17 protein-coding genes are annotated in these 23885 nt (G+C 70.1%); 5 read left to right on the forward strand and 12 right to left on the reverse strand.

The genetic code is table 11. The features are described from left to right. The first annotated feature begins 64 nt into the window (after positions 1 to 64). Positions 65 to 1825 carry a hypothetical protein gene (locus tag ACFHWE_RS07170; RefSeq protein ID WP_416599820.1) on the forward strand — a complete coding sequence of 587 codons (1761 nt, stop codon included), beginning with the start codon at positions 65 to 67 and terminating at the stop codon, positions 1823 to 1825. Here the strand turns inward: ACFHWE_RS07170 and ACFHWE_RS07175 are convergent. From ACFHWE_RS07175 to ACFHWE_RS07190, 4 genes are all read right to left on the reverse strand, one after another. After that, positions 1788 to 3917, reverse strand: a complete 2130-nt coding sequence (locus tag ACFHWE_RS07175; RefSeq protein WP_416599821.1) for a hypothetical protein — start codon at positions 3915 to 3917, stop codon at positions 1788 to 1790. The two genes, ACFHWE_RS07170 and ACFHWE_RS07175, sit on opposite strands and share 38 nt — an antisense overlap. Before the next feature lie 121 nt (positions 3918 to 4038). Then, a complete protein-coding gene (locus ACFHWE_RS07180) occupies positions 4039 to 4434 on the reverse strand; it encodes a hypothetical protein (RefSeq protein WP_416599822.1) in 396 nt (131 codons plus the stop codon). A 92-nt stretch (positions 4435 to 4526) separates the two neighbouring features. Beyond that, positions 4527 to 4868, reverse strand: coding sequence for a hypothetical protein (locus ACFHWE_RS07185; protein ID WP_028646938.1), 342 nt, complete (start codon positions 4866 to 4868; stop codon positions 4527 to 4529). 517 nt (positions 4869 to 5385) lie between these two features. After that, the gene (locus tag ACFHWE_RS07190) at positions 5386 to 6219 is read right to left on the reverse strand and encodes an ion transporter (protein ID WP_416599925.1); all 834 of its coding nucleotides are present in this window, start codon (positions 6217 to 6219) and stop codon (positions 5386 to 5388) included. A gap of 298 nt (positions 6220 to 6517) precedes the next feature. On the opposite strand from ACFHWE_RS07190, the gene ACFHWE_RS07195 reads away from it, so the two are divergent. Continuing rightward, on the forward strand, positions 6518 to 7069 hold the full coding sequence (locus tag ACFHWE_RS07195) for a thymidine kinase (protein ID WP_416599823.1): 552 nt from the start codon (positions 6518 to 6520) through the stop codon (positions 7067 to 7069). A 12-nt stretch (positions 7070 to 7081) separates the two neighbouring features. On the opposite strand, the gene ACFHWE_RS07200 is transcribed toward ACFHWE_RS07195, so the two are convergent. From ACFHWE_RS07200 to ACFHWE_RS07215, 4 genes are all read right to left on the reverse strand, one after another. Then, positions 7082 to 7855, reverse strand: a complete 774-nt coding sequence (locus ACFHWE_RS07200) for a hypothetical protein (RefSeq protein ID WP_416599824.1) — start codon at positions 7853 to 7855, stop codon at positions 7082 to 7084. Next, positions 7848 to 8921 carry an NlpC/P60 family protein gene (locus tag ACFHWE_RS07205; protein ID WP_416599926.1) on the reverse strand — a complete coding sequence of 358 codons (1074 nt, stop codon included), beginning with the start codon at positions 8919 to 8921 and terminating at the stop codon, positions 7848 to 7850. Before ACFHWE_RS07205 ends, ACFHWE_RS07200 begins: the two co-directional genes overlap by 8 nt. Before the next feature lie 123 nt (positions 8922 to 9044). Further along, on the reverse strand, positions 9045 to 9722 hold the full coding sequence (locus ACFHWE_RS07210; protein WP_416599825.1) for a hypothetical protein: 678 nt from the start codon (positions 9720 to 9722) through the stop codon (positions 9045 to 9047). Positions 9723 to 9741: 19 nt separating this feature from the next. After that, positions 9742 to 12042 (reverse strand): conjugal transfer protein TrbL, encoded by a 2301-nt coding sequence (locus ACFHWE_RS07215; protein WP_416599826.1) that lies wholly within the window; start codon positions 12040 to 12042, stop codon positions 9742 to 9744. Between the two features lie 631 nt (positions 12043 to 12673). Between ACFHWE_RS07215 and ACFHWE_RS07220 the strand changes: the two genes are divergently transcribed. Next, positions 12674 to 13357 carry a DUF4333 domain-containing protein gene (locus ACFHWE_RS07220; protein ID WP_416599827.1) on the forward strand — a complete coding sequence of 228 codons (684 nt, stop codon included), beginning with the start codon at positions 12674 to 12676 and terminating at the stop codon, positions 13355 to 13357. A gap of 274 nt (positions 13358 to 13631) precedes the next feature. Continuing rightward, entirely contained in the window at positions 13632 to 15245 is a 1614-nt protein-coding gene (locus ACFHWE_RS07225; RefSeq protein WP_416599828.1) for a protein kinase domain-containing protein, read from the forward strand. Between the two features lie 4 nt (positions 15246 to 15249). Here the strand turns inward: ACFHWE_RS07225 and ACFHWE_RS07230 are convergent, their stop codons facing one another. Continuing rightward, entirely contained in the window at positions 15250 to 15687 is a 438-nt protein-coding gene (locus tag ACFHWE_RS07230; protein WP_416599829.1) for a hypothetical protein, read from the reverse strand. Between the two features lie 366 nt (positions 15688 to 16053). Between ACFHWE_RS07230 and ACFHWE_RS07235 the strand changes: the two genes are divergently transcribed. Continuing rightward, complete coding sequence (locus ACFHWE_RS07235) at positions 16054 to 18246, forward strand: protein kinase domain-containing protein (protein WP_416599830.1); 2193 nt, start codon at positions 16054 to 16056, stop codon at positions 18244 to 18246. Positions 18247 to 18262: 16 nt separating this feature from the next. On the opposite strand, the gene ACFHWE_RS07240 is transcribed toward ACFHWE_RS07235, so the two are convergent. The 3 genes from ACFHWE_RS07240 to ACFHWE_RS07250 all read right to left on the reverse strand — a co-directional run bounded on the left by ACFHWE_RS07240 (position 18263) and on the right by ACFHWE_RS07250 (position 23306). Next, complete coding sequence (locus tag ACFHWE_RS07240) at positions 18263 to 19570, reverse strand: DUF6891 domain-containing protein (RefSeq protein ID WP_416599831.1); 1308 nt, start codon at positions 19568 to 19570, stop codon at positions 18263 to 18265. A 60-nt stretch (positions 19571 to 19630) separates the two neighbouring features. Next, positions 19631 to 20701 (reverse strand): hypothetical protein, encoded by a 1071-nt coding sequence (locus tag ACFHWE_RS07245; RefSeq protein WP_416599832.1) that lies wholly within the window; start codon positions 20699 to 20701, stop codon positions 19631 to 19633. A 136-nt stretch (positions 20702 to 20837) separates the two neighbouring features. Further along, on the reverse strand, positions 20838 to 23306 hold the full coding sequence (locus ACFHWE_RS07250; RefSeq protein ID WP_416599833.1) for an ATP-binding protein: 2469 nt from the start codon (positions 23304 to 23306) through the stop codon (positions 20838 to 20840). Positions 23307 to 23885: the final 579 nt, after the last annotated feature.

The following is a 23885-nucleotide window of genomic DNA, read 5'->3' on the forward strand; positions in this document are numbered from 1 at the left end:
GGTCGGTGCACGGGGACCGGCCACTACCCTGGTGCGTCACGGCTCCCGAGGGCAGGAGCGACCTTTGCACCCATGCCGCACTCCTTGCCGCCCGGGCACGGAGAACGATCCCTGTCCCTGGTCGGCGCTGCTCCACTCGCCCTACGCGCGTACCGCCGCCGGCCCCGAGACCCACCTGTGGGAGACCCTGGCCGGCAGAGCCCCCGTCCTCGTCCTGGCCCGTACCTTCACCTCCGCCGTACGGGCCGTCGAGGGCCTGGCCGTCTTCCGGGGCGACGACCGCGTCAAGATCGTCTTCGCCCTCAGCGAGAGCACCGCCTTCAACGCCGGGACACGGGAGCTGCTCGAATCCCTCCAAGCGGCCCTCGTCCCCTGGAAGCTGCGCCACTGCGTCCGTCCGCGCCTGGTCCTCACCGCGTCCGAGAACGTGGACCTCACCGGCTTCACCTGCCCGGTCGCGGTCCTTCCGCACGGCATCGGATTCCAGAAACTCGTCCCCGACCACCGGACCGGCGGGCGCCGCCTGTCAGGGCTCGTCAGGGAGGAGTCCCAGAGCGCCGACAACGTCCACCTGCTGCTCTCCCACCCGGCGCAGCTCGCGCAACTGCGAGAGGCGCGGATTCCGCAGGCCCTGCTGGACCGCGCCCGCGTCGTCGGCGACCCGGCGCGCGACCGCCTCGTGGACGCCCGGCGCCTGCGCCACGGCTACCGAGCCCGGCTCGGGCTGCACCCTGGCCAGCGCCTGCTCCTGCTCACCTCCACCTGGGGACCCGAAGGTGCCATCGGCTCCCGCCCCGACCTGCCCGGGGCCCTGCTCGGTTCCCTTCCCCACGACCTCTACCGGGTGGCGGCCGTCCTGCACCCCAACATCTGGTTCGCGCACAGCCCCTGGTCGGTACGGCACATGCTCGCCGACGCACTGGACTCCGGACTGCTGCTGATCCCTCCGCACGCGGGCTGGGGCGCTGCCATGGTCGCCGCCGACTGCGTGGTCGGCGACCACGGCAGCGTCACCCTCTACGGTGCCTCCCTCGACCTGCCCGTCCTCCTCGCGGCGTTCGGGGAGGAGTCGGTACCCGGCACAGCCGCGGGCGCGCTGGCCCGCAGCGCCGTCCGGCTCGCCGCGGAGGACCTGCGCGGCCAGGTGGAGTCGGCCATCGAGGACCACACCCCGGACCGGCACCGCGCCGCCGCCGACCTCGCCTTCGGCCGCCCCGGGCAGGGCGGCCGCGCACTCGCCGAACTCCTCTACGGGTTCCTGGACCTCCTCCCCCCCGACGAGGACGGCACCGCGCGGACGCTCCCGTATCCCGTCCCGGACGGTTCCGGAACCCCGCCCCGCGCCTTCGAGGTCCACGGCCGACTGGAGGGGCAGGGGGAGATCGCACTCGAACGCTTTCCCGCGGCCTCCCGGCACACACCCGCGCCGCGTCCCGGATCCGTCCGCCACCTGTCGGTCCTCGAAACCGAGGAGCGGCACTCCCTGGCGCGCTCGGCTTCGGTGGTCTGCCGAGACACCGACGCCCACGACACCCCCGAGGCGTGGGCCGAGGAGGTCCTGGAGCTGCTACCGGGCGCCCTGATCGCCGCCTCGCCGACCGGCGACGGCACGCTCGTGACGATCCGCGGCCGCCGTCCCCTACTCGTCCGCACCAGCCTGCCCCTGGACCCGGTCCTGGCCTCCGGCGCGGTGTACACCCTCCTACGCACGGTGGACCGCACCGAGGGAACCTGGAAGCTGCACGTGGGCAGCCTGCCGAGGGAGTGCTCGGTGGAGGCGCTGCCCGTCACCCCTCCTCGGACTCGTCCTCCAGAGTCCGTGTGAGCGCCCTGGCGCGCGGGCTGCCCGCGTCCAGGTAGAGGTCCCGGGCCCGCTCCAGGTGCTCACGCCGCCCACGGGGGTCCCCCAGCCGGCCGAGGAGGTCGGCGAGTTCACCGTGGGCCTCGGCCGCGTAGTACCCGAGCCCCTGCGAGGTGAGCTCCTCCAGCGCCTCCGACAGGACGTCCGCGGCGTCCCGGTCGCGGCCGGCGGCCGCACGGGCGCGCCCCAGCATCACCCGGGCGCGCGCCGCCATCCGGCGGTCGGGCCCCTCAGGGAGGGCGAGCAGCGCCCCCAGAGCGGCCTCGATGCCGGCGACGGCCTCCTGCGTGCGGCCCGCCGTGGCCAGGGCCCCGCCCCGGAAGAGCAGGGCGAGTGCCGCGCCGCGCTCGGACTCGGGAGCGTCACTGGCTTTGTTGTGGCGTATGGAGCGGTCGAAGGCGGCGATCGCCCCCTCCGGATCCTCCTGCTCCAGGTAGCGCCCGTAGAACTCCCAGACCGAGCCGCGCAGCAACTCGTCGTCGACCGGCTCCACCAGTTCGAGAGCCCGCGTGATCCGGGACCGTGCCCGCTCCCGACCCTTCCCGTCACGTGCCAGGTCCCGCAGCGGCCGAGACACCAGGGAGGACAGGCGGGCCTCCGCGGCGGCGTCGCCCGCCATCCGCGCGGCGTCGGCACCCGTCTCGCCGGTCACCGCCCAGTCGTGCACGAAACGCTGGTCGAGGTAGAGGGCCGAGGCGAGTTCGGCCAACCGCCACGTGTGCCCCCACAGCCCGGCGTCGTGGCTGCCCAGCACGACCGCCATGAGCGTGGCGCGCTGTCGCAGCAGCCACGCCCTGGCCCGTTCGGCGCTCCCCTCGAAGGGGTCCTCGGTTCCGTCGAGCAGGGCGTCCAGGTCGACCACACGCAGCCGCGGCCCGCGGGCCAGGAGTTCAGCGTGTCCGAGTGCGGTCATGTAGGCGTCGAGCATCCGGCGCAGCCGACCGCCGCGCTCCTCCTCCCCCTCCTCGTCCTCGACGCGCTCGCGGGCGTGGGTCCGGATCAGCTCGTGCCGGAACCGCAGGGCGCCGTGTCCGTCATGGGTGAGCAGGTTGGCGGCGACGAGTTCGTCGACCAGCCCCTCCCCGCCGACGGCCCCGACCACCGAGCGGTCCAGCTCCGGCCCCGGCCACACGCCCAGTGCCCGGTACAGTCCGGCGGCCCCGGAGGAGAGCTGGCCGTAGGCGTCCTGGAAGACCAGGGCGAGGTTGCCGCGGCCGTCACCGATGGCGCGCAGCCCGGTCCTGGCGTCCCGCACCCGGGCGGCGAGGGACCCGGCACCGCCCGGCCCCATGCGTGCGAGCTGGGCGGCGACGAGCACCAGCGCGAGCGGCAGCCCGCCGCACACCTCCAGCAGCCGCGCCACGGCCGCGGGGTCCTCCGCTGACAGGTCGGAGTCGGCCAGCTTTCCCAGCAGTGTGCGCGCGGCCCCGTCCTGGAGGGGTTCGAGGTCGCGGATCCGGGCTTGGGCGTCGATCGCCAGCTCCCCGAGATCGGGGCCGTCCCCGGAGACGAGGACGAGACTCCCCGGCCCGCTCGGGATCAGCGCGCGGACCTGGGCCGGCTCCCAGGCGCCCTCGACCACGACGAGCAGGCGCAGGCCGCGGGTGCGCGTGCGGTACTCCCCGGGCCAGTCCCCGGGGTCGGCGGGCAGCGCCTCCTTGGCGACCCCCAGGGAGCGGAGGAACTGGGCGAGCGCGGCGGCGCTGTCCTCCTGGACTCCGCGCGCGTACTCGAAGGTGAGCTGTCCCCCGGTGAAGTGGGACTCGGTGGCGTAGGCGATCTTGCGCAACAGGGAGCTCTTGCCGATGCCCAACGGGCCCTCCCACACGACGACCCTGGGCGGGGCGTCGGGGTCCAGGAGGCCTCGCACCCATCCGACGGCGGCCTCGTGGTTGACGAAGTCCGCCGGCGGCGACGGCACCTCCAGGGGCCGGGGAGGGCCGGCCGCGACGTGCTGGTGCAGCTCGTCGATCCGCCCGGCCTGGACGACCGGACCGCGGACGTCCCCGTCGAGGGTGTTGTGGGTTCCGCCAAGCCTGGGGGTCCTGCCGCTCATACGTCTCCTGGGGGTGGGGGCGGAAGATCCGGATCGACCGTTCCCACGGTACGGGAAGGCCGCTGCCGGGGGCCGGACAGGCGGCCTATGCGGCGCACGCATAACGGGTCGCGGCGGCCGGTCAGGGACTCGGGACCGGCCGGGACCCGGTGGGCGGGGAAGGAAGGGCGTCGACGCCGCCCTCGACGATGACCAGGTGCCGTCGGCCGGGCACGGTCTGGACGGTCTCCATGATGTGGATGAGCAGGAGCGACATCGCCGCCCGCAAGTGCGGCAGCGCGCGGCCCAGGGCCTCCTCCGCGTCGGGCTCCAGGACGCGCAGGTGGCGGCCGATCCTCTCGGGGCCGCCGTGGAGGACGAGCGGCGGGTCGAACCGCTCCGGCTGCTCCTCGCCGAACGCCCAGCCGGTGTGGATCAGGATCGAGGCACGGTCCGGCCCCGGTGTGGCGCGGACCCCCTCGGCGGCCAGCGAGGCGATCAACTCGTCGTACAGTTCCTCATCGGTGAGGTCGTCCATGACTCCCCCCTGGCCGAAGAAACCCGCTTGAGGCCGGTTTTCCCTGGTCTGCCCGGTGGAGCGCCCCGTCAATCCGGGGCCGGCGGCACGGGTCAGTTCGGCGGGTCGATGGTGAAGTGCCGACCGGGTTTGGTCTCGACGGCCGCCATGATGTGCACGAGGAAGAGGGACATGGCCGCGCCCAGCGGTGACAGCGCCTGCCCCAGTGCGTCCTGGGCCTCCGGCGCGATCGCGCGCAGGTGACGGCCGAGCATCTGCGGGCTCACCGCGAGTTCGAGCGGCGGGTCGAAGCGCTCCGGTGCCTCGTCGCCCAGGGCCCAGTCGTTGTGGATCAGGATCGAGGCACGGTCCAGCCCCGGTGTGGCGCGGACCCCCTCGGCGGCCAGCGAGGCGATCAACTCGTCGTACAGTTCCTCATCGGTGAGGTCGTCCATGACTCCCCCTGTGCCCGGTGGGGCATGTGAGTTACCCGTGCTCACTGGTGTTCCCTCTGGTCAGGGCACCTGAACACACGCGCACGGGCCGTGGACGATGCACGTTTCGTCTTTCTCACCCCCCTTTCGGAAGGGGTCCGCAGACGAATCGGCGTGGCGTTTTCCCGAAGTGCCACCCGCGAGGCGCATAGTGACAGTACTGTTGGTCATCAGATCCCGACAGGAGCGCTCCATATTGGAACAGGCGGAGGGCCCGTGTGGGATCAGGGTCGGCGCGGTGGCCTCGCCACCATCCCGGCCCACACGAACCACTCCCGGAGAACCGGTGCGCCGCTGTGAGCGCCGCGCACCGGGGGAACGCACTCGAGCGGTGAAGTAGGGGGTACCGCTCGATGGCTTCCCAGGAACCGGGGGCCGGACGGCATGGGGGTACGTCCGGCCCCCGGAACTACTCTCGGCAACCAGCCAGAAACCGAGGGCCGCGGCGGAATGGGTCCCGAGGGTACCGGCCCCTCCGTCAACTCCTCGGCCCCGGCTCGCTGACCCCCTCCGCCACGACCGGCTCGACGACCGGCGGGCGGTCCCCCTCACGCTCCCGCAGCAGGTGCTCCAGACGCTCCACCTGCCGCCCCAGTTCGGCCATCCGGTCCATCACCTCCCGGTGCTGGACCTCCTCCAGCCGCTGGTCCTCGTCCCAGCGGTTGCGGTCGACCTCCTCCTTCATCGACGCGACGATCACACCGATCACCAGGTTCAGGACGATGAAGGCGGTCACCACGATGTAGAGGACGAAGAAGATCCAGCCGCCCGGGTGGTGGGCGGTCACGGCGTCGGCCACGTCCGGCCAGTTCTCGGTGGTCATGACCTGGAAGAGCGTGTACAGCGACGTCCCGAGGTCCCCGAAGTACTGCGGCACGCTCGCGCCGAACAGCAGTTGGCCGAGGATCGCCGCCGTGTAGACGATGACCAGGAGGAGGGCGATGACCGTCCCCATCCCCGGGAAGGAGCGGAACAGCGCGGAGACGATCATCCGCATCTCGGGGACGGCGGTGATGATCCGCAGGATCCGCAGCACGCGCAGGACGCGGAAGACGGAGAACGGGCCGGCCACCGGGACGACCGAGACCAGGACCACGGCGAAGTCGAACCAGTTCCACGGGTCGCGGAAGAAGCCCCAGCGCCACGCGTAGACCTTGAGCGCCATCTCGACGACGAAGACGAAGACGAGAACGTGCTCCACCACGAGAAGATAGGGAAGAGCAGGCCCGCCATAAGTGGCCCATCCTAAAATGACCGCGTTGGCCAGGATGACCAGAAGTATCACTGTGGAGAACCGTCGGCTCTCGACCAGCCGGGCGACCCGATCACGCCGCAACGTCCCGTCCCCTTTCAAGCCGCCCTCGATTCGGTCAGGCGGCGACCCACTTATACCGGAATGTCGGCCGACGCGGTCACGTGCCCTATCCCACACCGGTTCCGCCGTGCCGAACAACTTTCGGAAACCGGGCCGTCGAAACCCCGTGTGAGGATGGAACGCCGGCGAGGCGGCCAGCGCGGTGCGCGGAGTGACCGGCTCCGCTGGTACCTTCGCTGTCGGCCGCGGCGAGGACCCCGAACGGCCGGAGCACGCCCGCGATCGAGGAAGAGGTATGGCGGAGCTGAAATACTTCACCGGGTCGATGAACTCGGGCAAGAGCACCATGGCTCTCCAGGAGCACCACTCTCGGGGCGGCGAGGGCGTGCTGTACACGAAGCAGGACCGGGCCGGAGAGGGCATCATCTCCTCACGGCTGGGCCTGGAGTCACCCGCCGTCGAGGTCGGCGACGGTCTGGACCTGTACGACGACATCGCCGAGCGCAAGGCCCGGTACGTGATCGTGGACGAGGCGCAGTTCCTCTCGGCCAAACAGGTGGGGCAGTTGGCCGGCGTCGTCGACGGGATGCGGATCGACGTGTACTGCTACGGCATCCTGACGGACTTCCAGGGGCGGCTGTTCCCGGGCTCCCAGCGGCTGGTGGAACTGGCGGACCGGATCGAGGTCCTGCCGGTGTACGCGCGCTGCTGGTGCGGCGACCGCGCCACGCACAACGCCAGGGTGGTCGACGGGGTGATGGTCTACCACGGCGAGCAGGTGCACATCGGCGGGAACGAGTCCTACACCACCCTGTGCCGACACCACTTCATGGCCGGCGTGGCCTGAGGCAGACCGGCCTCATTCTGGAATCCAATACTGGAATCCGTAACCGAGGAAGTTAGTAATTTTCCTCGCTTCATTCATAAAAGCATTCTCAGATATTTCGCCAACAGAACTTTCACCTTGACCGGAAAAACGAATCCGATAGACGGCACTACGAGTTCTCACCAAAGCTACATAGGTCGACTCTCCATCCACTCCAACCCCATAAACAGAGTAAGAATCCTCCCCAAACCCACCACTGACTTCCGATTCAACACTATCAAATTCGCCATTAACATCCGAACGGAGATCATCAAACCTGACCATGGCAATACCTTCTGCCGACTCCCCGCCCTCCGCATCAATAATGGCTTCATATTTGAATTCAAAGTTCCACGGAGTCGCGCCACCCTCTGGGATTATCTCCCAGTAACACTCATCGCGCACAACACGCGATGCTCCTTCGATCCCCGGATCACCTGCAACACTCGTATCAACGTAGTCATCGCCGCTGTCCTGCCGAGTGACATTAACCGTCGACAGAAATTCAAGGTTTTCATCACAAACGTTCATCTCTCCGAGACCCAAAGACGAACGCGAATCACCGATCTGCTCCGCAGAAGACGAATCAAAATCTCCTGAAGATAAGTCTAACCCTGAAGAAGTTGCGTCAATAAACAGGGCCACCACACCAACAAAAGCACCAAAGACACCAAAGGCCGCAAGTGTCCCGCAGCCGAAGACCGCTCCTGCGGCCTTCCAGCCGTGCAGCCCCTGCTTCTTCTGCGGCGATTCCTTCACGTCAGCCACGGCTATCCAGCGCCTCCAACTGGGCGATCACATCCGGGTGCTGCAAGGGACGTGTGAACCCCACGATGTCCGAACGATTGGGGTCATCGTACTCACGGACCGCGATCGGACCACAGTTGGTGCACCAGGCCTCGACCATCAGCCCGTTGCCGACCACCATTCCCACATGACCGGGGCTCGCTTGGCCTCGCGGCCTCGTATCGAAGAACACCAGGTCCCCCGGCTGTTCCTCACCCATCGGAATCTCGGGACCGAACTTCCACTGGGTCTGGGAGACCCGAGGGATGGCCGCACCGATACTCTCGTAGGCCTTGTACATCAGCCCCGAGCAGTCGAAACCATTCGGTCCGGTTCCGCCCCAGACATAGGGCTTCCCCCGCTGGGCCAGTGCCCAGTCGACCACCGCCTGGGTCAGATCGTCCGGGGCTCGCCCGATGAGCATCCCGTCCTCGTTCAACTGGCACAGCACCGCGGTACGCACCGAGCCCGAGGTGTCGAAATCACCGTCGGCGTACTGCCCGGCCCATTCCAGTACGTCGTCCACGTACCACCAGGCGTGGTTGTACCCGTAAATCGCCTGGCGCACGTCGTCCCGCAGTCCGTGCGCGATGAGGTAGTCCGCCGCCGCCGGGATGGCGTCGCCGGGATCATAGACGTTGACGATGCCGTCACCGTTGCCGTCAAGCCCATATCCCTCATCGGGGCGGTCCTCCACCGGCTGGATGGGTTCACCGCCCCAGCTGTTCCCCGCGGCGGAACCGTCGAGAGCACCGAACTGCATCGGTCCGGCGGCACCCCAGTCATTGTGCCCTTCGGTGATCCCCGGGCCGTCCCACCTGCCGTGGTGGGACTCCACCTGTCCGACCCCGGCGAGGATGTTCCAGGGGATGCCGCGGTCCTTCCCGACCTCCTGGTACAGCTCCAGATAGTTCTCCGGTATGGAGTCCATCGCGTAGCCGCTGGCATCGGGCTGCTGGGCATCGGCATTGGGGCCGCAGACGAGTCCGCTGGAGAGCAGGCTGCCGAGTTGTTGCGTCGAGTTCGAGACCAGGGGGACGACGACCATCGTCACCAGGATCGTCAGAGCGGCCAGGCCGGCGGCGATCATGGCGACCCAGAATCCGGACGCGCCTCTGTCCGCGGACCTCAGTGAGGAGACGGGGGTGGGGGCGGGGTGCGGGTTCAAGCTCTATTCCTCCCCGAACTGTCCTACGTCCGCGGGCTGGAAGTCGAAGACGCGCCACGTGCCACCGCTGCGGACCACGGTGACGGCGAACTCACCGAGTTCCTCGTCGAATTCGGCGTTCCCGGTCTCGGTAATGGACTGCGCCGTCACCACGAAGGTGATGGAGTCCTCACCGAAGCTTCGGATAGTGTCGATCTCGGCGCGCCCCTCGGCGACGGCCTCCGCCTCCGACATCTCCTGCCAGAAGGCCCCGACCCGACTCGGGTCGGAGAGCACGTTCGCGTACTCGTCGGTGGCCAGGTCCTCCAGCGCGGCGAAGTAGGTCTCGGGCGACCGGGTGTAGTCCATGGTTCCGTAGGACTCGGAGAAGGCCTGGGCCGTCGCACCCGCCGCACGGAGTTCGTCCTCGGTGAACGGAAACCATGTGAGGACGTCCGTGTCCTGGACGTCGCTGGTCTCGATCGGGCTCGGCGCGACCGTGGACAGGACGTCCGGTCCGGACAAGGGGGCAGGGTCCTCTGTCGTTCCCGTTTCGGTCTCGGCGGGGGCGGCCTCGGATTCCTCCGGATCCTCACCGCCTCCGAAACCGCCGAGGCTGAGGTAGATCCCGAACCCCACCAGGACCACGATCAGGCTGGCGAAGATGAGCCTCTGGGCACGTTCGGGCAGTGAGTTCGGCATCGCTCAGGGCTTTCGTCGATCAGTCGTCGTTCAGCCAGAACGGGACGTCGCGTCGACGGTCCCTATTCTTGGAGGAACTGCTCTCGCCCCAGAACGGGGTGATGGGTGCGTCGTTCCCGCGTCGGCCGGACCCGGAGAGCCAACTGCCCTCGCCGTCTCCACGGCGGCTCGCGCTGTCGGCCGGTGCCGGGCGCTGGGGGGCGGGGCGGTCCCGGCGATCCCTCGGTGCGCCCCACCGCGAACCCCGGTCGCCCACGCTCCCCCTGGGCGGGGTGGCTTCACGCCCGCCGAAGATACCGCGGCCTGTACCGGAATCCGGGCGCTCGGCGCTGGCGGCCCGGCCGCCCCCGAAGAGGGAGCCGCCCCCTCCACCGCCGTGGTCGTCTCGCCGAACGGTGGCCCCGCCACTGCCTGAAGCGGTTCCGAACACGGAGGCCCAGCCGCTGTCCCCGGTTCCGGTGTAACCACCGCTCGGCCGGGGCGGAATGGAACCCCCGTCACCGCCCAGACTCGGTGCTTCGTCGACGCTCCTGCTCTTCTCCGCAGGGCGGGTTCCACCAGGGGTGGACGACGAAGAGGTCCTGGTGACGTTGAGCGGAGGCGGTGCGCCGTCTCCACGGACCCGGCCGTATCCGGCCTGCCCGCGAGCACGTGCAGGACCGCCCTCACCGACGCTCTCCTCACCGGGGACGCTCTCGATGGCGACACCGTTCGCACCGCCCCCTCCAGCGGGCACCCCTGAAGCGACCGAGGCGATCTGCGAAGACCTGCGCAGCCCCCACGCCTGTGCCCTGAGGTTGGCGATCGGGGGCAGCACCGCCGCGCTCCTGCCGAGGGTCTGGCTCTGAGCGGCGTCGCTGACGATCCGCGAGGTGAAGGTGTTGGCGTTGACCGAGGAGAACAGGTAGGCGAAGGGCTTGCGGTAGATGAACAGGGCCAGAGTGAACAGGGCCAGCAGAATCATCTGCAGACCCCAGCCGAGGGTGCTCGACATGACCAGCCCGTAACACATGACCAACAGGGCGATCAACAGCACGACGAAGATCTGTTTGAGCAGGAATCCGACCATCAGTTCCACCCACCGGAGCAAGACCATGCGCCCGTATCCGGGGTGGATTCCGATAAGCAGAAATATCGGCGAAAGAAGAAAGAGAAGCAGAAAAGCAATCTTCAGGACGATGAGCGCAACGGAACCCGCAAGAATTAGACCACCTGCAAAGACCGACGCGAAAAGAGCCAGCGTGGCAACCCCTAGACGACTACCCTGATCCTGACCAGAGAAGATTGGATAGACACTGGGAAAAGAAGATTCCACACTTTCCGTTATGGATTCATAAGATTCTTGCTTGCCCTCAGACAAGACAGAAGCATCGACTTCACCACTTGATATTTGCTGCAGTTCGATCCTACTGATCCCCTGGGCGGCTATGAGATCAGTAGCATGCTCCTGAGTAGCAATCTCAGCAACGTCACCGCTCCCGAACTGTCCCGCTACCCAGGGCTGGCACACCAGGCTGGACCACAGCATGTCCGCGTTGCGCCTCACCTGGAAGTCCGACTCCGACTCCCAGTCGGCGCGTTCCGGCGCCTGGGCCCCCGCTGGACAAGCACCGGACCCTCCGCCGTAGGGCACCTGGCCGACCGTGCTCGTCACCAACTGGGTGCCGGAGTTCACCAGCCCGCTCGCCAGTCCCATGACCTGGGCGGGGTTGACCAGGATCCACATGCCCAGCGCGGTGGCGGCGACCATCCACACCGCGGACTCGATCGTGAGCGTCACCCGCTTGCGGATGAGCCCGTACCAGCCGAGCCACACCGCGCCGAGGATGACCACGGTGGGGATGAGCGGACGCCAGATACCCTCCCGCAGGGTGACCACGACGTTGGTGACGAGCTCGTTGAAGCTCGCGAGCAGGCCGTCGGAGGTGGCTGCCTGGTAGACGGTGATCGTCGACTGGTTGATGGTCTTGGACAGGTCCCACACCGTGTTGGCGAGGGTGGCCTGGGCTCCGTCGGAGATACCGTCGACGCACGACTCGGTGATCATGTGCCACTGGGTTCCGGCTGTGCCGTACTGCCCGTACATGCTGGCGTCGGGCGGGAGGCCGTCGGGCGATCCCTCGATCGCCGACTGCGACCTCGGTGGCACCAGCAGGCCGTCCGAGCCGCTTCCGGCGGACTCCGGCAGCGGGGCGGGCTCCCCGGGACACAGGGTGTTGGCGTGCGCGGTGGTCGGAAGCAGGACCATGAACCCGACGAGCAGGAGCAGCATCATCAGGGGCCGTCGCCATCCCGGCCGTCGGACATGCTGATGCGTCATCGGATGGGCTCCTACGTCGTGGTCGGCGCCGTGGGTCGTGCTGCGTGGCGGACGGTCGAAGGGGTCGTCCGCGCACACCCTCTCCCGGCGTGCGCGGACCCAGGCCCCCGCATGTCTTTACCCCATCCTCTATGGTGCTCCACCAAAGACCCGCCAGATGGGTGCAACGCCCGGAGATTTCCGATTCCTGCCCCTCTCATGCCACAACGCAGGCATGCAAAGCGGCCGTAATCTTACGTTTCCCCAGCTAGTGGACATCAACGGTCCTTCCGGAACTCCCATAATCCAGCAGTCCGCAATTAAGTATCTCAGACTTGAGTATGAGGGGCGTCACATGAACCTTGCCACAGAAAAAAGGACATAAAGGCACTAAACGGTCTTAACGCCCACCTGAGGCTCGGCTTCTGAGGTACCCGCAGCCCCTATTGCCGCTGGGCCGAAACCTCCGTGCCCCGCCCGCCCGGAGGACCGCGCCACACGGCTTCCCTCCGCACCGCGCGCCCGACGGACCACATCCCGCGGACACGGCACCCCGGGACGGACACCGAGCGAATATCAGGACTTAAGACCACAAAAGTGCATCAAGGTGCATTGCACTGAAACCAACCCCCGCTCCCGCGCGTCTGTCCGCATGGCACGTCAACAAGAGACCAAGGAGGCCGCGATGCGGCAGGTCAGCAGGAAACCGGTCATCGTCGGAGCGGCCCTGGGCGCGCTGCCCCTGCTCCTCACCGGCTGTTCGTTCAACTTCAGCATCGGCGGCCCCAGCGCCGTCGACGCCGAGCAGGTGGCCCAGGAGTCGAGCCGCATCCTGGCCGAGCAGGTCGGCGAGGCCCCGGACGCCTTCACCTGCCCCGAGGACCTCCCAGCCGAGGTGGGCGCCGAGATCCGCTGCGAACTCACCGACGGCGATGCGACCTACGGTGTGACCCTCACGACGACCTCCGTCGACGGCGGCAACGTCAACTGGGACGTCCAGGTGGACGAGGCCCCGACCGGTGCCACGACCCCCGCGGACGAGGGCGCGGCCCAGGACACCGCTGGGAACGACACCGTGACCGAGGACGCCCCCGCCGCGGTGAACGGATCGGTCCCCGCCGCGACGGTCGCCGAGCAGTCGGCGGCGCAACTGGCGGCGATCGGCCAGCCCTTCGAGGACTTCTCCTGCTCCGAGCCCCTCCCCGCGCAGGTGGGCGCCGAGATCCGCTGCAACCTCGTACAGGGCGGCATGAACTACGGCGTGACCGTCACGGCGACCTCCGTCGACGGCGACTACGTCGGGTGGGACATCCTGGTCGACGACGCGCCGCTGTAGCCGACGCACCGATGCAGCGGGCGCGCCGTCCGGCGACCAGGGCGTGAGCGGGGTCGGCGAAGGCGTCGGCCCCGTGTACCCGACGTACCCGACCGGCTCCGGTCAAGCCGGTGGCCTGGCCGAGGGAAGATCGGTGACGCGGTCTAGAGTGTGCAGAGCCGAGAAAACGGCATCTGATATCCCAGGTCAGGCAAAATCACTCTTTTCCCGATAGATTGTGGCCTGCACTTCCCCCGCTCCGACCGTCCCACCGCCAGAAAGGAACAGGCCGCACATGACTTCCCCCGGTCGCTCCTCCGTCGGCCGTTACGAACTGCGAGAACGACTCGGCTCGGGTGGAATGGGAACGGTCTGGCGCGCCTGGGACCCCTCCCTCCAGCGCGAGGTGGCCGTCAAGGAGGTCCGCCTCCCCGAGGGGATGGACCCCGAAGCCCGCACCGAGGCCTACGAGCGCACCATGCGAGAGGCACAGGCGACCGCGCGCGTCCACAGTCCGGCGGTCGTGGCCGTCCACGACGTGCTGGAGGAGGACGGCAGCCCCTGGATCGTCATGGAGCTGCTGAGCGGTGTCTCGCTCCAACAGCACCTGGAGGCCCTCGGCCCGATGCCGGCGGACCGGGTGGAGGAGACCGCGGTCTCGGTGCTGCGCGGTCTGAAGGCGGCGCACGCGGCCGGGGTCACGCACCGGGACATCAAGCCCGCCAACATCATGCTCACCGATGACGAGCGGACGGTGGTGACCGATTTCGGGATCGCCAACGTCGACGGGAGCACCGCCCTCACCCACACCGGCGTGTTCATCGGCTCCCCCGAGTACATGGCACCGGAGCGCTTCGAGGGCGAGCGCGCCCTGCCCTCGTCCGACCTGTGGAGTCTGGGCGTCACGCTGTACGCCCTGCTGGAGGGGCGCTCCCCCTTCAAACGGGACAGCATCACGGGGATCATCAGCGCCGTGCTCACCGCCCCGCTGCCTCCTCACCCGACCGGCCCTGACCTGCACGAACCCGGCGACGGCGCCGTGTCGCCCCTGCACGCGCTCATCGCGGCGCTGCTGGACCGCGACCCGTCCACGCGGCCGACACCGGACGAGGCGCTGGACCTGCTGCGGAGTGAGAGGGCGGCCCTGGCCATGGGCGGAGGCCCCGCGGAGGGGGCGAGCGGACCCCAGGCTCCGCAGACCGGACCGCATCGGCCGCAGAGCGGCCCGCAGGCGCCCGCCAGCGGCCCGCAACGGCCCCCGACGACCGGCCCCCGACCGGTGGTGCCGCCCACGACGCACCCGCAGCACTCCCCCGTGCCGCACCCGGTGTACCCGGGCGGTGCCGGGCGGCCGCAGCACCCCTCTGGACCGCAGGGGCCGCCGCGCACCGTCTCCACCGGCAGGTTCGGACCGGGCGCCCCCGTGAGCGGCGGTACGGGGTACGTCACCGCGGGGCCGCGGTACGGCTACCCGGGTTCGACCACCGGCGGCGGGCCGCTCCCCGGCGGGTCCGCCGGGGGCAAGCCCGGCACGCTGATCACCGCCTCGGTCATGCTGGGGGTCAACGCGCTCTACCTGATGGTGATCACGGCCCTCCAGGCCTTCTCCGTGGCGAGCGGCTCCGGTTCCGCCGGCTGGGGCACGGTCCTGCTCGTCGGGGCCTGGGGCCTGTTCTCGGCGTTCTCCGCGCTGGGCCTGATGACGGGCTCCCGGTCCCTGTTCGTGGCGGTGGTGGCCGTCCAGGTCCTGATGTCGGTACTGGTGCTGTTCAGCATGTTCTCGGTGCTCGTCTACTCGACCGAGCTGGTGCCCTGGTACCTGTTGCTCCTAGTCTTCAACCTGGTGATCGGCGGACTGCTGCTGATCCCGTCGCGCTCGCGCGCCTTCTTCGGGGTGGGCGCGGCCTGAGGCCCTACCGCCAGGCGGTGCGAGTGGCCTCGTCCTCACACCCCGCGGAGCCGGAGACGACACAGGCGCGGAACGCGTGGCCGGCCTGCGCGGCGCGTCCCCACGTCCATCCGGTGCCGCCGCCCGCCAGGTAGTGGGCGGCCCGGTCGTCCGGGACCCGGTCCCCATCGAGGTCGACCTCCAGGACGATCTCGTGCCGGGCCGTTCCGTTCAGCACGCGCGCCCAGACGTACCGGGTGCCCTCGCCGTCGACGCCGTGGCGGACCTGGACGGTTCCGACCGGGGTCTCCCGCTCCAGGGCGGTCCGCGGTCCGCTGATGGCGTTGACCCGATCCCGGTCGATCCAGACCCCGTCCGCCGACACCGGGGTCGCGGTACCCGCGACGCCCGTGACGGCCAGGGCCGCCACCGCCACCGACGCCATCCGCTCGACGATACCCATCCCGCTCCTCACGTTCGTGCGGCCACCGACCACACAATGGTCACCTTAAGCAATCGAAATGCTACCCAAAGGAGTGTGTCTTCCCGGGAGGCGCGAGGCGCACTCGCCACCGAGGGCGAATGCGAACTCCTATCGCGAAAGTCGTCTAGCACGGAAAATCAGACACAAGACAACAAAGACCGTATTTCACTCAGAAAGATGTGACCGTAGTGGCCACAAAGAGATAAAAGTCATGTACAGGGAAGCCTGCGACAGTGGTTGACTAAAGCCGCACCGTGACCATCGCCCTTCCCCACCGGGAGCAATCCTGTGCCCCCCATATCCGGTACTCCCCCCACACTGCCCCTGGAATCCTCAGATCCCAGAATGATCCCACCTTTCGAAATCCATGGTCGGCTGGGATCAGGCAGAACCGGCATCGTCTATGCCGCGAAGGCTCCCGACGGCCGCTGGAGCGCCGTCCGGGTCGCCCACCCCGAGCACGCCGACGACCCGGGGTTCCGCCGACGCTTCTCCCGGTTGGTCCAGGCCACGGGACGCATCCGGGCACGGTCCCTGCCCCCGGTCCTGTCCGGCGGCCCCGACGCCGCACGCCCCTGGATCGCCACGGCCTACCACGCCGGCCCGTCCCTGGCCGAACAGGTGCAGACCCGGGGCCCGCTGCCCGAGGCCCGGGTCCGCGTCCTCGCCGCGGGTATGGCCGAGGCCCTCGCCGCGATCCACACGGCGGGAGGCGCGCACCACGACCTGAAGCCGTCGAACGTCATCCTCTCCCCGGACGGGCCGAAGGTGATCGACTGCGGCATCGCTCAGGCACTGGACGGCCCCTCCTCCCCGCCCGAGACCGTCACCCCCTGGACCGCTCCCGAACTCCTCCGGGGCCGAGGCGGACCGGAGTCCGACGTCTTCGCCTGGGGCGCGCTCGTCGTCTACGCCGCGACCGGGACACCGCCGTTCGGCACGGGACCGGCCGAGCACGTGTCCTACCGCCTGCTCCACGAGGAACCCGACCTGCGCGGCCTGCCCGACCACCTGTGGGACATGGTGGGCCGAACCCTGGCCAAGGATCCCGGGGAGCGCCCCCGCCCCTCCGACCTGGTGCGCGCTCTGACTGCCACCGGTCCGGGCACCGCCCCCGCCACCCCCGAGGAGAGGGCCGACGCGGTCGCAGCGCTCGCAGACCGCGACTGGGCACCCTTCCCCGACACCGTCCGCGTCCCGGGCGGCCCCTCCGCACCGGCCGAGGCACCACCCCGCGCACGCGCCGAGGACCCCGGAACCGAGACCGAACCCTTCCCCGCGAGACGCGGCCGCCGCGGTCGCCGACGCGGGCGCACCGGCTGGGTCCTGGGTGCCGCCGCGGGCGCGCTCCTGCTGGTCTCGGCGGTCGGCGGCCTGGTGCTGCTGAACGGGGGCGAGGAGAACGGCGCGGCCGCGGTGGCCACGGACGACGCGCTGACGTTCGGGCTGCTGTATCCGCAGAGCGGTGCGCTGGCCGCACCGCACCTGCCCGTCGCCGCGCAGTACGCGATCGACGAGATCAACACCGCGGGCGGTGTGCTGGGCACACCCGTACCCGACGTCCACACCGCCGACGAGGGCGACGCGAGCGAGGGGCAGCAGGTCCAGGCCGAGGCCGCGGCCGTCGAGGGCGCTCGGCGGCTGCTGGCGGACGGGGCGCACGTCGTACTCGGTCCGACCCACTCCGCGCTGGCCACCCACACCGCCGTCACCGGAAAGCGGACGGTCCAGTGCGCGCAGGAGAACCTCGACTCCACCGTCGGCATCGACGACGGCGGCTACTACTTCAGCAGCAGGCCCGGGGTCGCGTTCCTGGCCCAGGCCCTGGGGCGGACGATCGCCGATGACGGGCACGACAGCGTCGCCATCCTCATGGACGAGAGCCGCAGCCTGTACGCGGACGCGCTCGCCGCGTCGCTGGACGGGCACGGGGTCTCGTACACCTACCTGCTCCACGACGGGATCACCACCGGCGCGGCCACGGTCGCCGGTGACGCGGCCGCGGTCGAGGCGGACGCCTTCGCGGTGCTCTCCTCGGTGATGGGCCCCGAGCTCGTCCAGGCGCTGGCGAGGACGGGGGAGGAGGCGGTGCCGCCGATCTACCTCGACCACTCCCACCTGTACGACCCCGCGGCGCTGCCCGACGGGACCACGGGTGTGGCCCGGGACGACGACGGCGGCCAGGGGTTCCGTCAGGAGCTGGCCGTCCTCGGGGCGGACACGGGGGACCTCCGGCACGCACCCTACGTGTTCGACTGCGTCACCGTCGCCGCGCTGGCCGCGGAGTCGGCCGGCAGCACCGACCCCGCCGTGTTCGTGGAGCACATGGCGCGGGTGACGCGGGACGGGACCGTGTGCGAGGACTTCGCCTCCTGCCGGGACATGCTCGCCGAGGGCGAGGAGATCTCCTACCGGGGTGCGAGCGGCCGGTTCGCCTGGGACGAGTCGGGGGACCGCGCGTTCGGCGTGTTCGAGGTGTCCGTGGCAGTCTCGGGAGGCTACGAGACGCGGGTCCTCGAACTGGAGGCCTCCGGGTGAGGCGCCGCCCTGGCGGTCACCTCCAGGAGGTGACCGCCAGGGCGCCCAGGTCCGCCAGGGCGACGCGGCCCTCCTCCGCGAGGATCCGCACCATCTCCTCCGCTTCGGAGGCGGTGACGTGGCGGCCGCGTGAGAGCGACTCCTCCGGGGAGGGGCTCTCCATCCACAGCCGGGGGCCGGCCTCCCACACCATCTGGACGACGGTGCCGCCGGGGGCGTCGAACACCGCGAAACTCCCCTCGGCGGGCGTCAGTCGGTGGACGAGGTCGCACGCGGCCGCCGTCTCCATGGGTTCGGGGTACTCCACGAACCCGATCCCGGTGCCGCAGGTGTCGCTGTACTTGACGTCGAGCACCCCGGTCCTCGGGGAGGACGCGTCCTCGGTCGGCCAGCAGCCGCCGACCGCCCACCGGCTGAGCGGCTCCTCCAGGCGCTCACGGGCCAGCAGCCGCCGCGGCCGGGAGACGCGCAGGAGGTCGGCGTCGCGCTCGACGGCGATCACGTGGCCCCGGTCGCTGGTCAGCGTGGCCGCGCACCCTCCGGGCAGCCAGGGCAGGACCATGCGGGCGAGTTCGCGGACGGTGACCCGGCCCTGGTAGTGGTCCATCCACTCGGGGACCCCGAACGGTCCCGGACCGGTGTAGGCGACCTCCACCTCCGGCTCGCCGTCGACGGGGACGCCCGGGCGGGCCGCGCCGCGGTCCCAGCGGCGGCGCCGCCAGTCGAGGCCGACCTCCAGTTTGCGGTCGGGGTCGCCGTCCCAGGTGACGGTGAGCCCGTGGGCCCGCAGTGTCTGGGCTATCTCGTCGCCGACGGCGGCGTGGCGGATCTCGTGCAGGGCGCCGAACCCGATCCAGAGCGACCCCCCGCCCATCGCGGACTCGGCGTCCCGCTCGTGGAAGAAGGCGTACCCGCGCACGTTCGGCCCCTCGGCGACGGCGCTGTGGGCCTCGGCCTCGGCCTGGACGGCGCTCCGGGCGCACCGGTCGCAGCAGGAGCAGTCCTCGCGAGCGAGGATGCCGGACTCGTCGAGGGCGCGAAAGGCCCGGGTGAGGCGTTCGCTGTCGGTGCGGGCGGGCCAGAGCCGCTGCCGGTGCAGGTGGTCGTGGAGGGCGCGGTCGACGAGGGCGTCGAGTGCGGCGGGGTCGGCCGGGGCCGCCTCCGGGCCGGTTCCGGAGGGGTCGTGCCCGGAGAGGCCGTGCACCGCCTCCCACGTCCCGCGGCGGATCTCGACGAACCCGCCCCGGCCCGAGGCGACCATGACGGCCGTATGCCTGCGTGCACGGGCGAGAGGACTGTCGTCGATCTGCCGGACTTCACTCATACGGCCAATATGCCAGAGGCCTTCGGCCCCTGTTCCCGAAGGGCCGCACGGGCTCGGCCGTCAGACGTCCCCGCCCGCCGCGGGTTCGGGGGTCCGATGCCCGGGACCGGACGGCGGGAGCGGGTGGCCCGCCAGGGCCCGGACCCGTTCGTCGCGGACGCGGCGGGCGAGCACGGCGGCGGCCGACAGGTCGCCGACCTCGGCCGACGGGGTGTCCAGGAAGGCGGCTGAGGCCAGGTGGTCGGTGTACTCGTCCATGGAGTCCAGCGCCTCCTGGCACTGCTCCCACTCCCGGTGGGCCTCCAGTGCCCGTTCCACGGCCGTGCCGTAGGCGGTGATCTGCTCCACCCGGACCCGCACGGCGCCGTCGACGGTGTCCAGGGCCTCCCGCTGGGCCTTGAGAGCCTCCCGGACGCGGGGTGAGGCCGCCCGCTGCCAGCGGCGCAGATGGGCCCGGCGCAGTTCCCTCTGCCGGGCCAGGAGGGAGGCGATGCGCCACTCCTGGTCGCGCAGCACCGCCAGAGCCCGTCCGGCGTCCAGGGAGGCGTCGCCGATCTCGTCGCGGGCCCGCTCCACCAGGGCGATCACGCGCTGGACGGCGGCCAGGCGCGGGTGGTCGGCGTCGCTGACGTCCTCCGCCGTCAGCACCAGATCCCCGTAGTCCCCGGGCTCCCTGTGCACGCGCCCGGTGGCCGCGTCGGCGCCGACGAGGGCGGTGAAGCAGCCGAACAGCAGCCACGGCAGCCCCGCGGGAACGTCGGCCAGGGCGGTGCCCAGGAACCACACGCCCACGGCCAGGGGGGCTCCCACACCGGTGAGCAGACCGAGGAATCGCATGGCGGGGTGGGTGCCGCGACCGCAGCACATGATGAGGGCGTAGGCCGCCAGGATCACGGCGGCGACGACCAGTCCCGGGGCCGGGCCCGCGGCGGCGCCCGCGACGGCGACGGTGAACCCGGCGGCGAGGACGTGGACGGCGCCCTCCCGGAAGCGGGCCGGCCGCGTGAGGGGACCGGTGTCGGTCCGCGGTGGGCAGGGGCTCGCGGCGGCTTCCCGCGCGATCAGCTCGCGCAGGTCTTCGGGAAGGGCGGGATCGACGACGGGCAGGGGCTGGACGACGTCCTCACTCATGGGCGGCCCTTGTGAGAGGTGGGTCGATCGGGGTGTGCCGGGGGAACCCGGTCGGAATAGGTCATCCCCATCCCGGGCGGGGCCCGAACCTGGCACCGGCGTCCCCTTCGCCGCGGCCGTCCGTGGCGGGTCGGTGTCAGTCCCCGTGGCCCGAGGCGGCCATCACCGGGTCCTCCTCGCCCTCGGGCCGGCGCCGGGTGGGGTTGGTGTCCAGCCAGCGCAGCAGGTCCTGCGAGACCAGGTCGACGCCGATGCGCGCCGCCCTGCCGTCGAGGTCGCGGAACAGGCACTCGCCATTGCCGAGGTTGCGCAGTACCGCGAGGTGGTCCTCGGTCGGTTCCACGCCGAGCAGCGACATGACGCTCCCCACCTCGTGCCGCTCGCTGGAGCGGAAGGCGAACACCGAGGACAGGCAGTTGGTGACCTGTTCGTTGAGCAGGTCGCCGGCGTTCTGCGAGACGAGGATGAGGGCGGTGTTGCGTGATCGGCCCATGCGCGACACCTCGGGGACGAGTTTGGCGCCCTCCGGGGTGGAGGTGACCGCCCACGCCTCGTCGAGGAAGATCGCCTTGGGCAGGCTGCGATCGAGTCCGTTCATCAGGCGGCGCGCGAACTGGGACACCAGGTACAGCAGGGCGACGGACAGCCGCTGCTCGTAGGAGTAGTCGTCGCGTCCGACACCGGAGTCGGGCAGGGTCAGCCCGCCAAGGGTGAACACTGTGGTCCAGCCCTCGGTGTCCACGCGCGCGTCGCCCTGGGGGTCGAAGCACAGGCTGGCCAGGCGCATCTCCGACATCGACTGCAGGACCGCACCCAGGTTGCGGGAGGCCGCCCCGGACGAGGAGACGAGGTGGTCGACGACCTTGGCCAGGGAGGGCCGGGGCTGGTTGGCGACCGCCGCGACCGCCTGGATCATGGCGGACTCGCGCTCCTCGCTCATCCTCGGCAGGAGGAGGCGGAGGGTCTCGGTGGCCATGGTCTTCTTGGCGGGCAGGTCGTCGCCGAAGGCGAACGGGTCGAGCAGGCCCGGCTGGGCCGACCCCAGGGACATCATGCGGGCCTTGCGGCCCCGCCGCTGGAGGAGTTCGACGAGGGACTCGGCGTCGCCCTTGGGGTCGATGGCGGCGACGGTGACGCCGCGCAGGGCGAGCTGGTAGATGAGCAGCAGGGCGAGGGTGGTCTTGCCGCCGCCGGGCTCTCCGGTGATCGCGATGGCGGTGGGGCGGTTGCGCGCCGCGGCGACCATGGGGTCGAAGTGGACGATGGCGCGGGCGCGGCCGATGGTCTCACCGATGTAGGGGCCCACCCAGCCGCCGGAGGAACGGCCGCCCCGGTCGCCGACGTCGACGGTGGCCGTGGGCATGCCGCCCGCGATGGTGCGCAGCGGCTGGCGCTGGGCGTAGGCGCCCAGGCGGATTCGGTCGCCGGGCAGGGACTCGCTGAACAGGGAGAACTGGTCGCCGGTGGAGTTGATGACGTCGATACCGATGTCGCGGTAGTGCTCGATGACCGCTTCGACGTGCTGGCCGAGCAGGCGCTCGCTCGGTGCGGAGACCATGAGCCGGTGCCAGCCGTAGACGAACGGAAGGCGCTCCTTGGTGATGCCGTGTTCGAGCATGCGGGCGGCGTCGATCTGCTCGGCGAGGGCGATGGGTGCTTCCACCCCGGCCTCGCGGATGTGGGCGTCCATGTCGCGGGCGTGTGCGAGCTTGCGGCCGACGTCCTTGCTGGCCTTGGCGGGCGGGATGAGTTTCATCCGCAGGGACATCTCGACGGGGAAGGGCAGCGCGTCGGCGTGGTGCATCCAGGGTTCGCCGTCCGGGAAGGGCATGAGGTCCGGGAAGCGGGCGAAGGACAGGAAGGCGACGTGGGTGGAGCCCGCGGGCTGTTCGAGGCGCAGGGCGGACCGGCCGTTGTGGACGACCCCGTCGACGAGCGCCTCGATCTCGCCCCGGCCCCAGGTGCGGCGGCCCGCGGCGGAGGGTCTGATCTCCTCGACCGTGCCGCTGACGGCGTGGCGGACGAGCCAGGCGATCTCGTCGGCGGTGGCGTGGCGGGCGTGCAGGGAACTGGCGGCGAGCGCGCGGCCGAGGCGTTCGGACTGCTCGGTCCAGCGGGCGATCTCCTTGTCGTCGAAGGCGTCGTCGTTGATGCCCAGGGTCTGCTCCGTGCGCTGGTAGGCGCCGAAGAGGTGGGAGAAGAGGCCGAGGCCCGCCCCGCCGGTGCGCTGGCCGAGGCGGACACCGAGGTAGACCTCCTTGGTCCAGAAGTCCTTGGCCCACACGTGGCGGTAGGTCTCGTCGAGGTAGTCGTACCATCCGGGTCCGGAGTCGGAGGTGGAGTCCAGGGCGGTGGCCCACGTGGCGGCCGGATAGGTGCGGTGGGCGATGCGGAGGTGGATCTCGGCGTCGTTCATCCGGATGGCGGCGAGCGCGATGGTGATGTTCGTGGCGAGGGCCTGGCGCTCCTCCGGTGTGGTGAACTCGTAGGACACCGTGGGCAGACGGAAGTAGGCCCAGGCCTCGGTGTCACTGAAGAGCACGCGGTCGTCGAAGTAACGGACCGCGAGGCGGGTCGCGCCTCGGGTTCCCCAGGTGCCGGCCATCTCGGTAACCCTCCTGATCGCTCTCGGCGGGGCGCCCTTCCCGGAACCTCCCAGGGCCTCCCCACCGCCTGTGCCACCTTCCCATAGTGGTGCATGGCGCTGCGGCAGAGAAGCGGACGGGGGTTCCGGCGTGGCCGAATCCGCAGCGCCAGGGGAACCCACCCTTTCCGGGCGAAGACGGACGCGGTGCGGCCCGGGGAGGGCACAGCGGTGTCGGTGGGGAGGGGGCGGCGACAGGCGAGGACCGGGTGGACGGTGGGGCTGCGGCGCGGAGGAATCAGCCCCGGGGAAGGCGACCGCCGCCGGAAAACCATATCCTGTAGCAGATTTCTGTGATGTAGCACACAATAAAAGTACGCCCCGAGGAGCAATCAAACCGCCCGGACACCATTGCAACGAGACGACCTGGGAAGACTCTCTTCGCATCGACCGGAGACCACGGTCCGCACGAGACCCCAGGTAAGGCACACCTTCACACGCCGAAAATTGAGAAAAAGGCCAAAAGAAAGGGATCCGATATTCAATTTTCGCCCATATAGTATTACTATCATACCCATAGGGTTAATAGGCAAACATCAC

This window comes from Nocardiopsis sp. LOL_012, from assembly GCF_048060475.1.
Classification (GTDB): domain Bacteria; phylum Actinomycetota; class Actinomycetes; order Streptosporangiales; family Streptosporangiaceae; genus Nocardiopsis.

Bases quoted from the DNA above. Each gene is read 5' to 3' on its own strand.
- ACFHWE_RS07175 (WP_416599821.1), bottom strand. From the start codon at position 3,917: ATGAGCGGCAGGACCCCCAGGCTTGGCGGAACCCACAACACCCTCGAC.
- ACFHWE_RS07180 (WP_416599822.1), bottom strand. From the start codon at position 4,434: ATGGACGACCTCACCGATGAGGAACTGTACGACGAGTTGATCGCCTCG.
- ACFHWE_RS07185 (WP_028646938.1), bottom strand. From the start codon at position 4,868: ATGGACGACCTCACCGATGAGGAACTGTACGACGAGTTGATCGCCTCG.
- ACFHWE_RS07195 (WP_416599823.1), top strand. From the start codon at position 6,518: ATGGCGGAGCTGAAATACTTCACCGGGTCGATGAACTCGGGCAAGAGC.
- ACFHWE_RS07205 (WP_416599926.1), bottom strand. From the start codon at position 8,921: ATGGTCGTCGTCCCCCTGGTCTCGAACTCGACGCAACAACTCGGCAGC.
- ACFHWE_RS07210 (WP_416599825.1), bottom strand. From the start codon at position 9,722: ATGCCGAACTCACTGCCCGAACGTGCCCAGAGGCTCATCTTCGCCAGC.
- ACFHWE_RS07215 (WP_416599826.1), bottom strand. From the start codon at position 12,042: ATGACGCATCAGCATGTCCGACGGCCGGGATGGCGACGGCCCCTGATG.
- ACFHWE_RS07220 (WP_416599827.1), top strand. From the start codon at position 12,674: ATGGCACGTCAACAAGAGACCAAGGAGGCCGCGATGCGGCAGGTCAGC.
- ACFHWE_RS07225 (WP_416599828.1), top strand. From the start codon at position 13,632: ATGACTTCCCCCGGTCGCTCCTCCGTCGGCCGTTACGAACTGCGAGAA.
- ACFHWE_RS07230 (WP_416599829.1), bottom strand. From the start codon at position 15,687: ATGGGTATCGTCGAGCGGATGGCGTCGGTGGCGGTGGCGGCCCTGGCC.
- ACFHWE_RS07235 (WP_416599830.1), top strand. From the start codon at position 16,054: ATGATCCCACCTTTCGAAATCCATGGTCGGCTGGGATCAGGCAGAACC.
- ACFHWE_RS07240 (WP_416599831.1), bottom strand. From the start codon at position 19,570: ATGAGTGAAGTCCGGCAGATCGACGACAGTCCTCTCGCCCGTGCACGC.
- ACFHWE_RS07245 (WP_416599832.1), bottom strand. From the start codon at position 20,701: ATGAGTGAGGACGTCGTCCAGCCCCTGCCCGTCGTCGATCCCGCCCTT.
- ACFHWE_RS07250 (WP_416599833.1), bottom strand. From the start codon at position 23,306: ATGGCCGGCACCTGGGGAACCCGAGGCGCGACCCGCCTCGCGGTCCGT.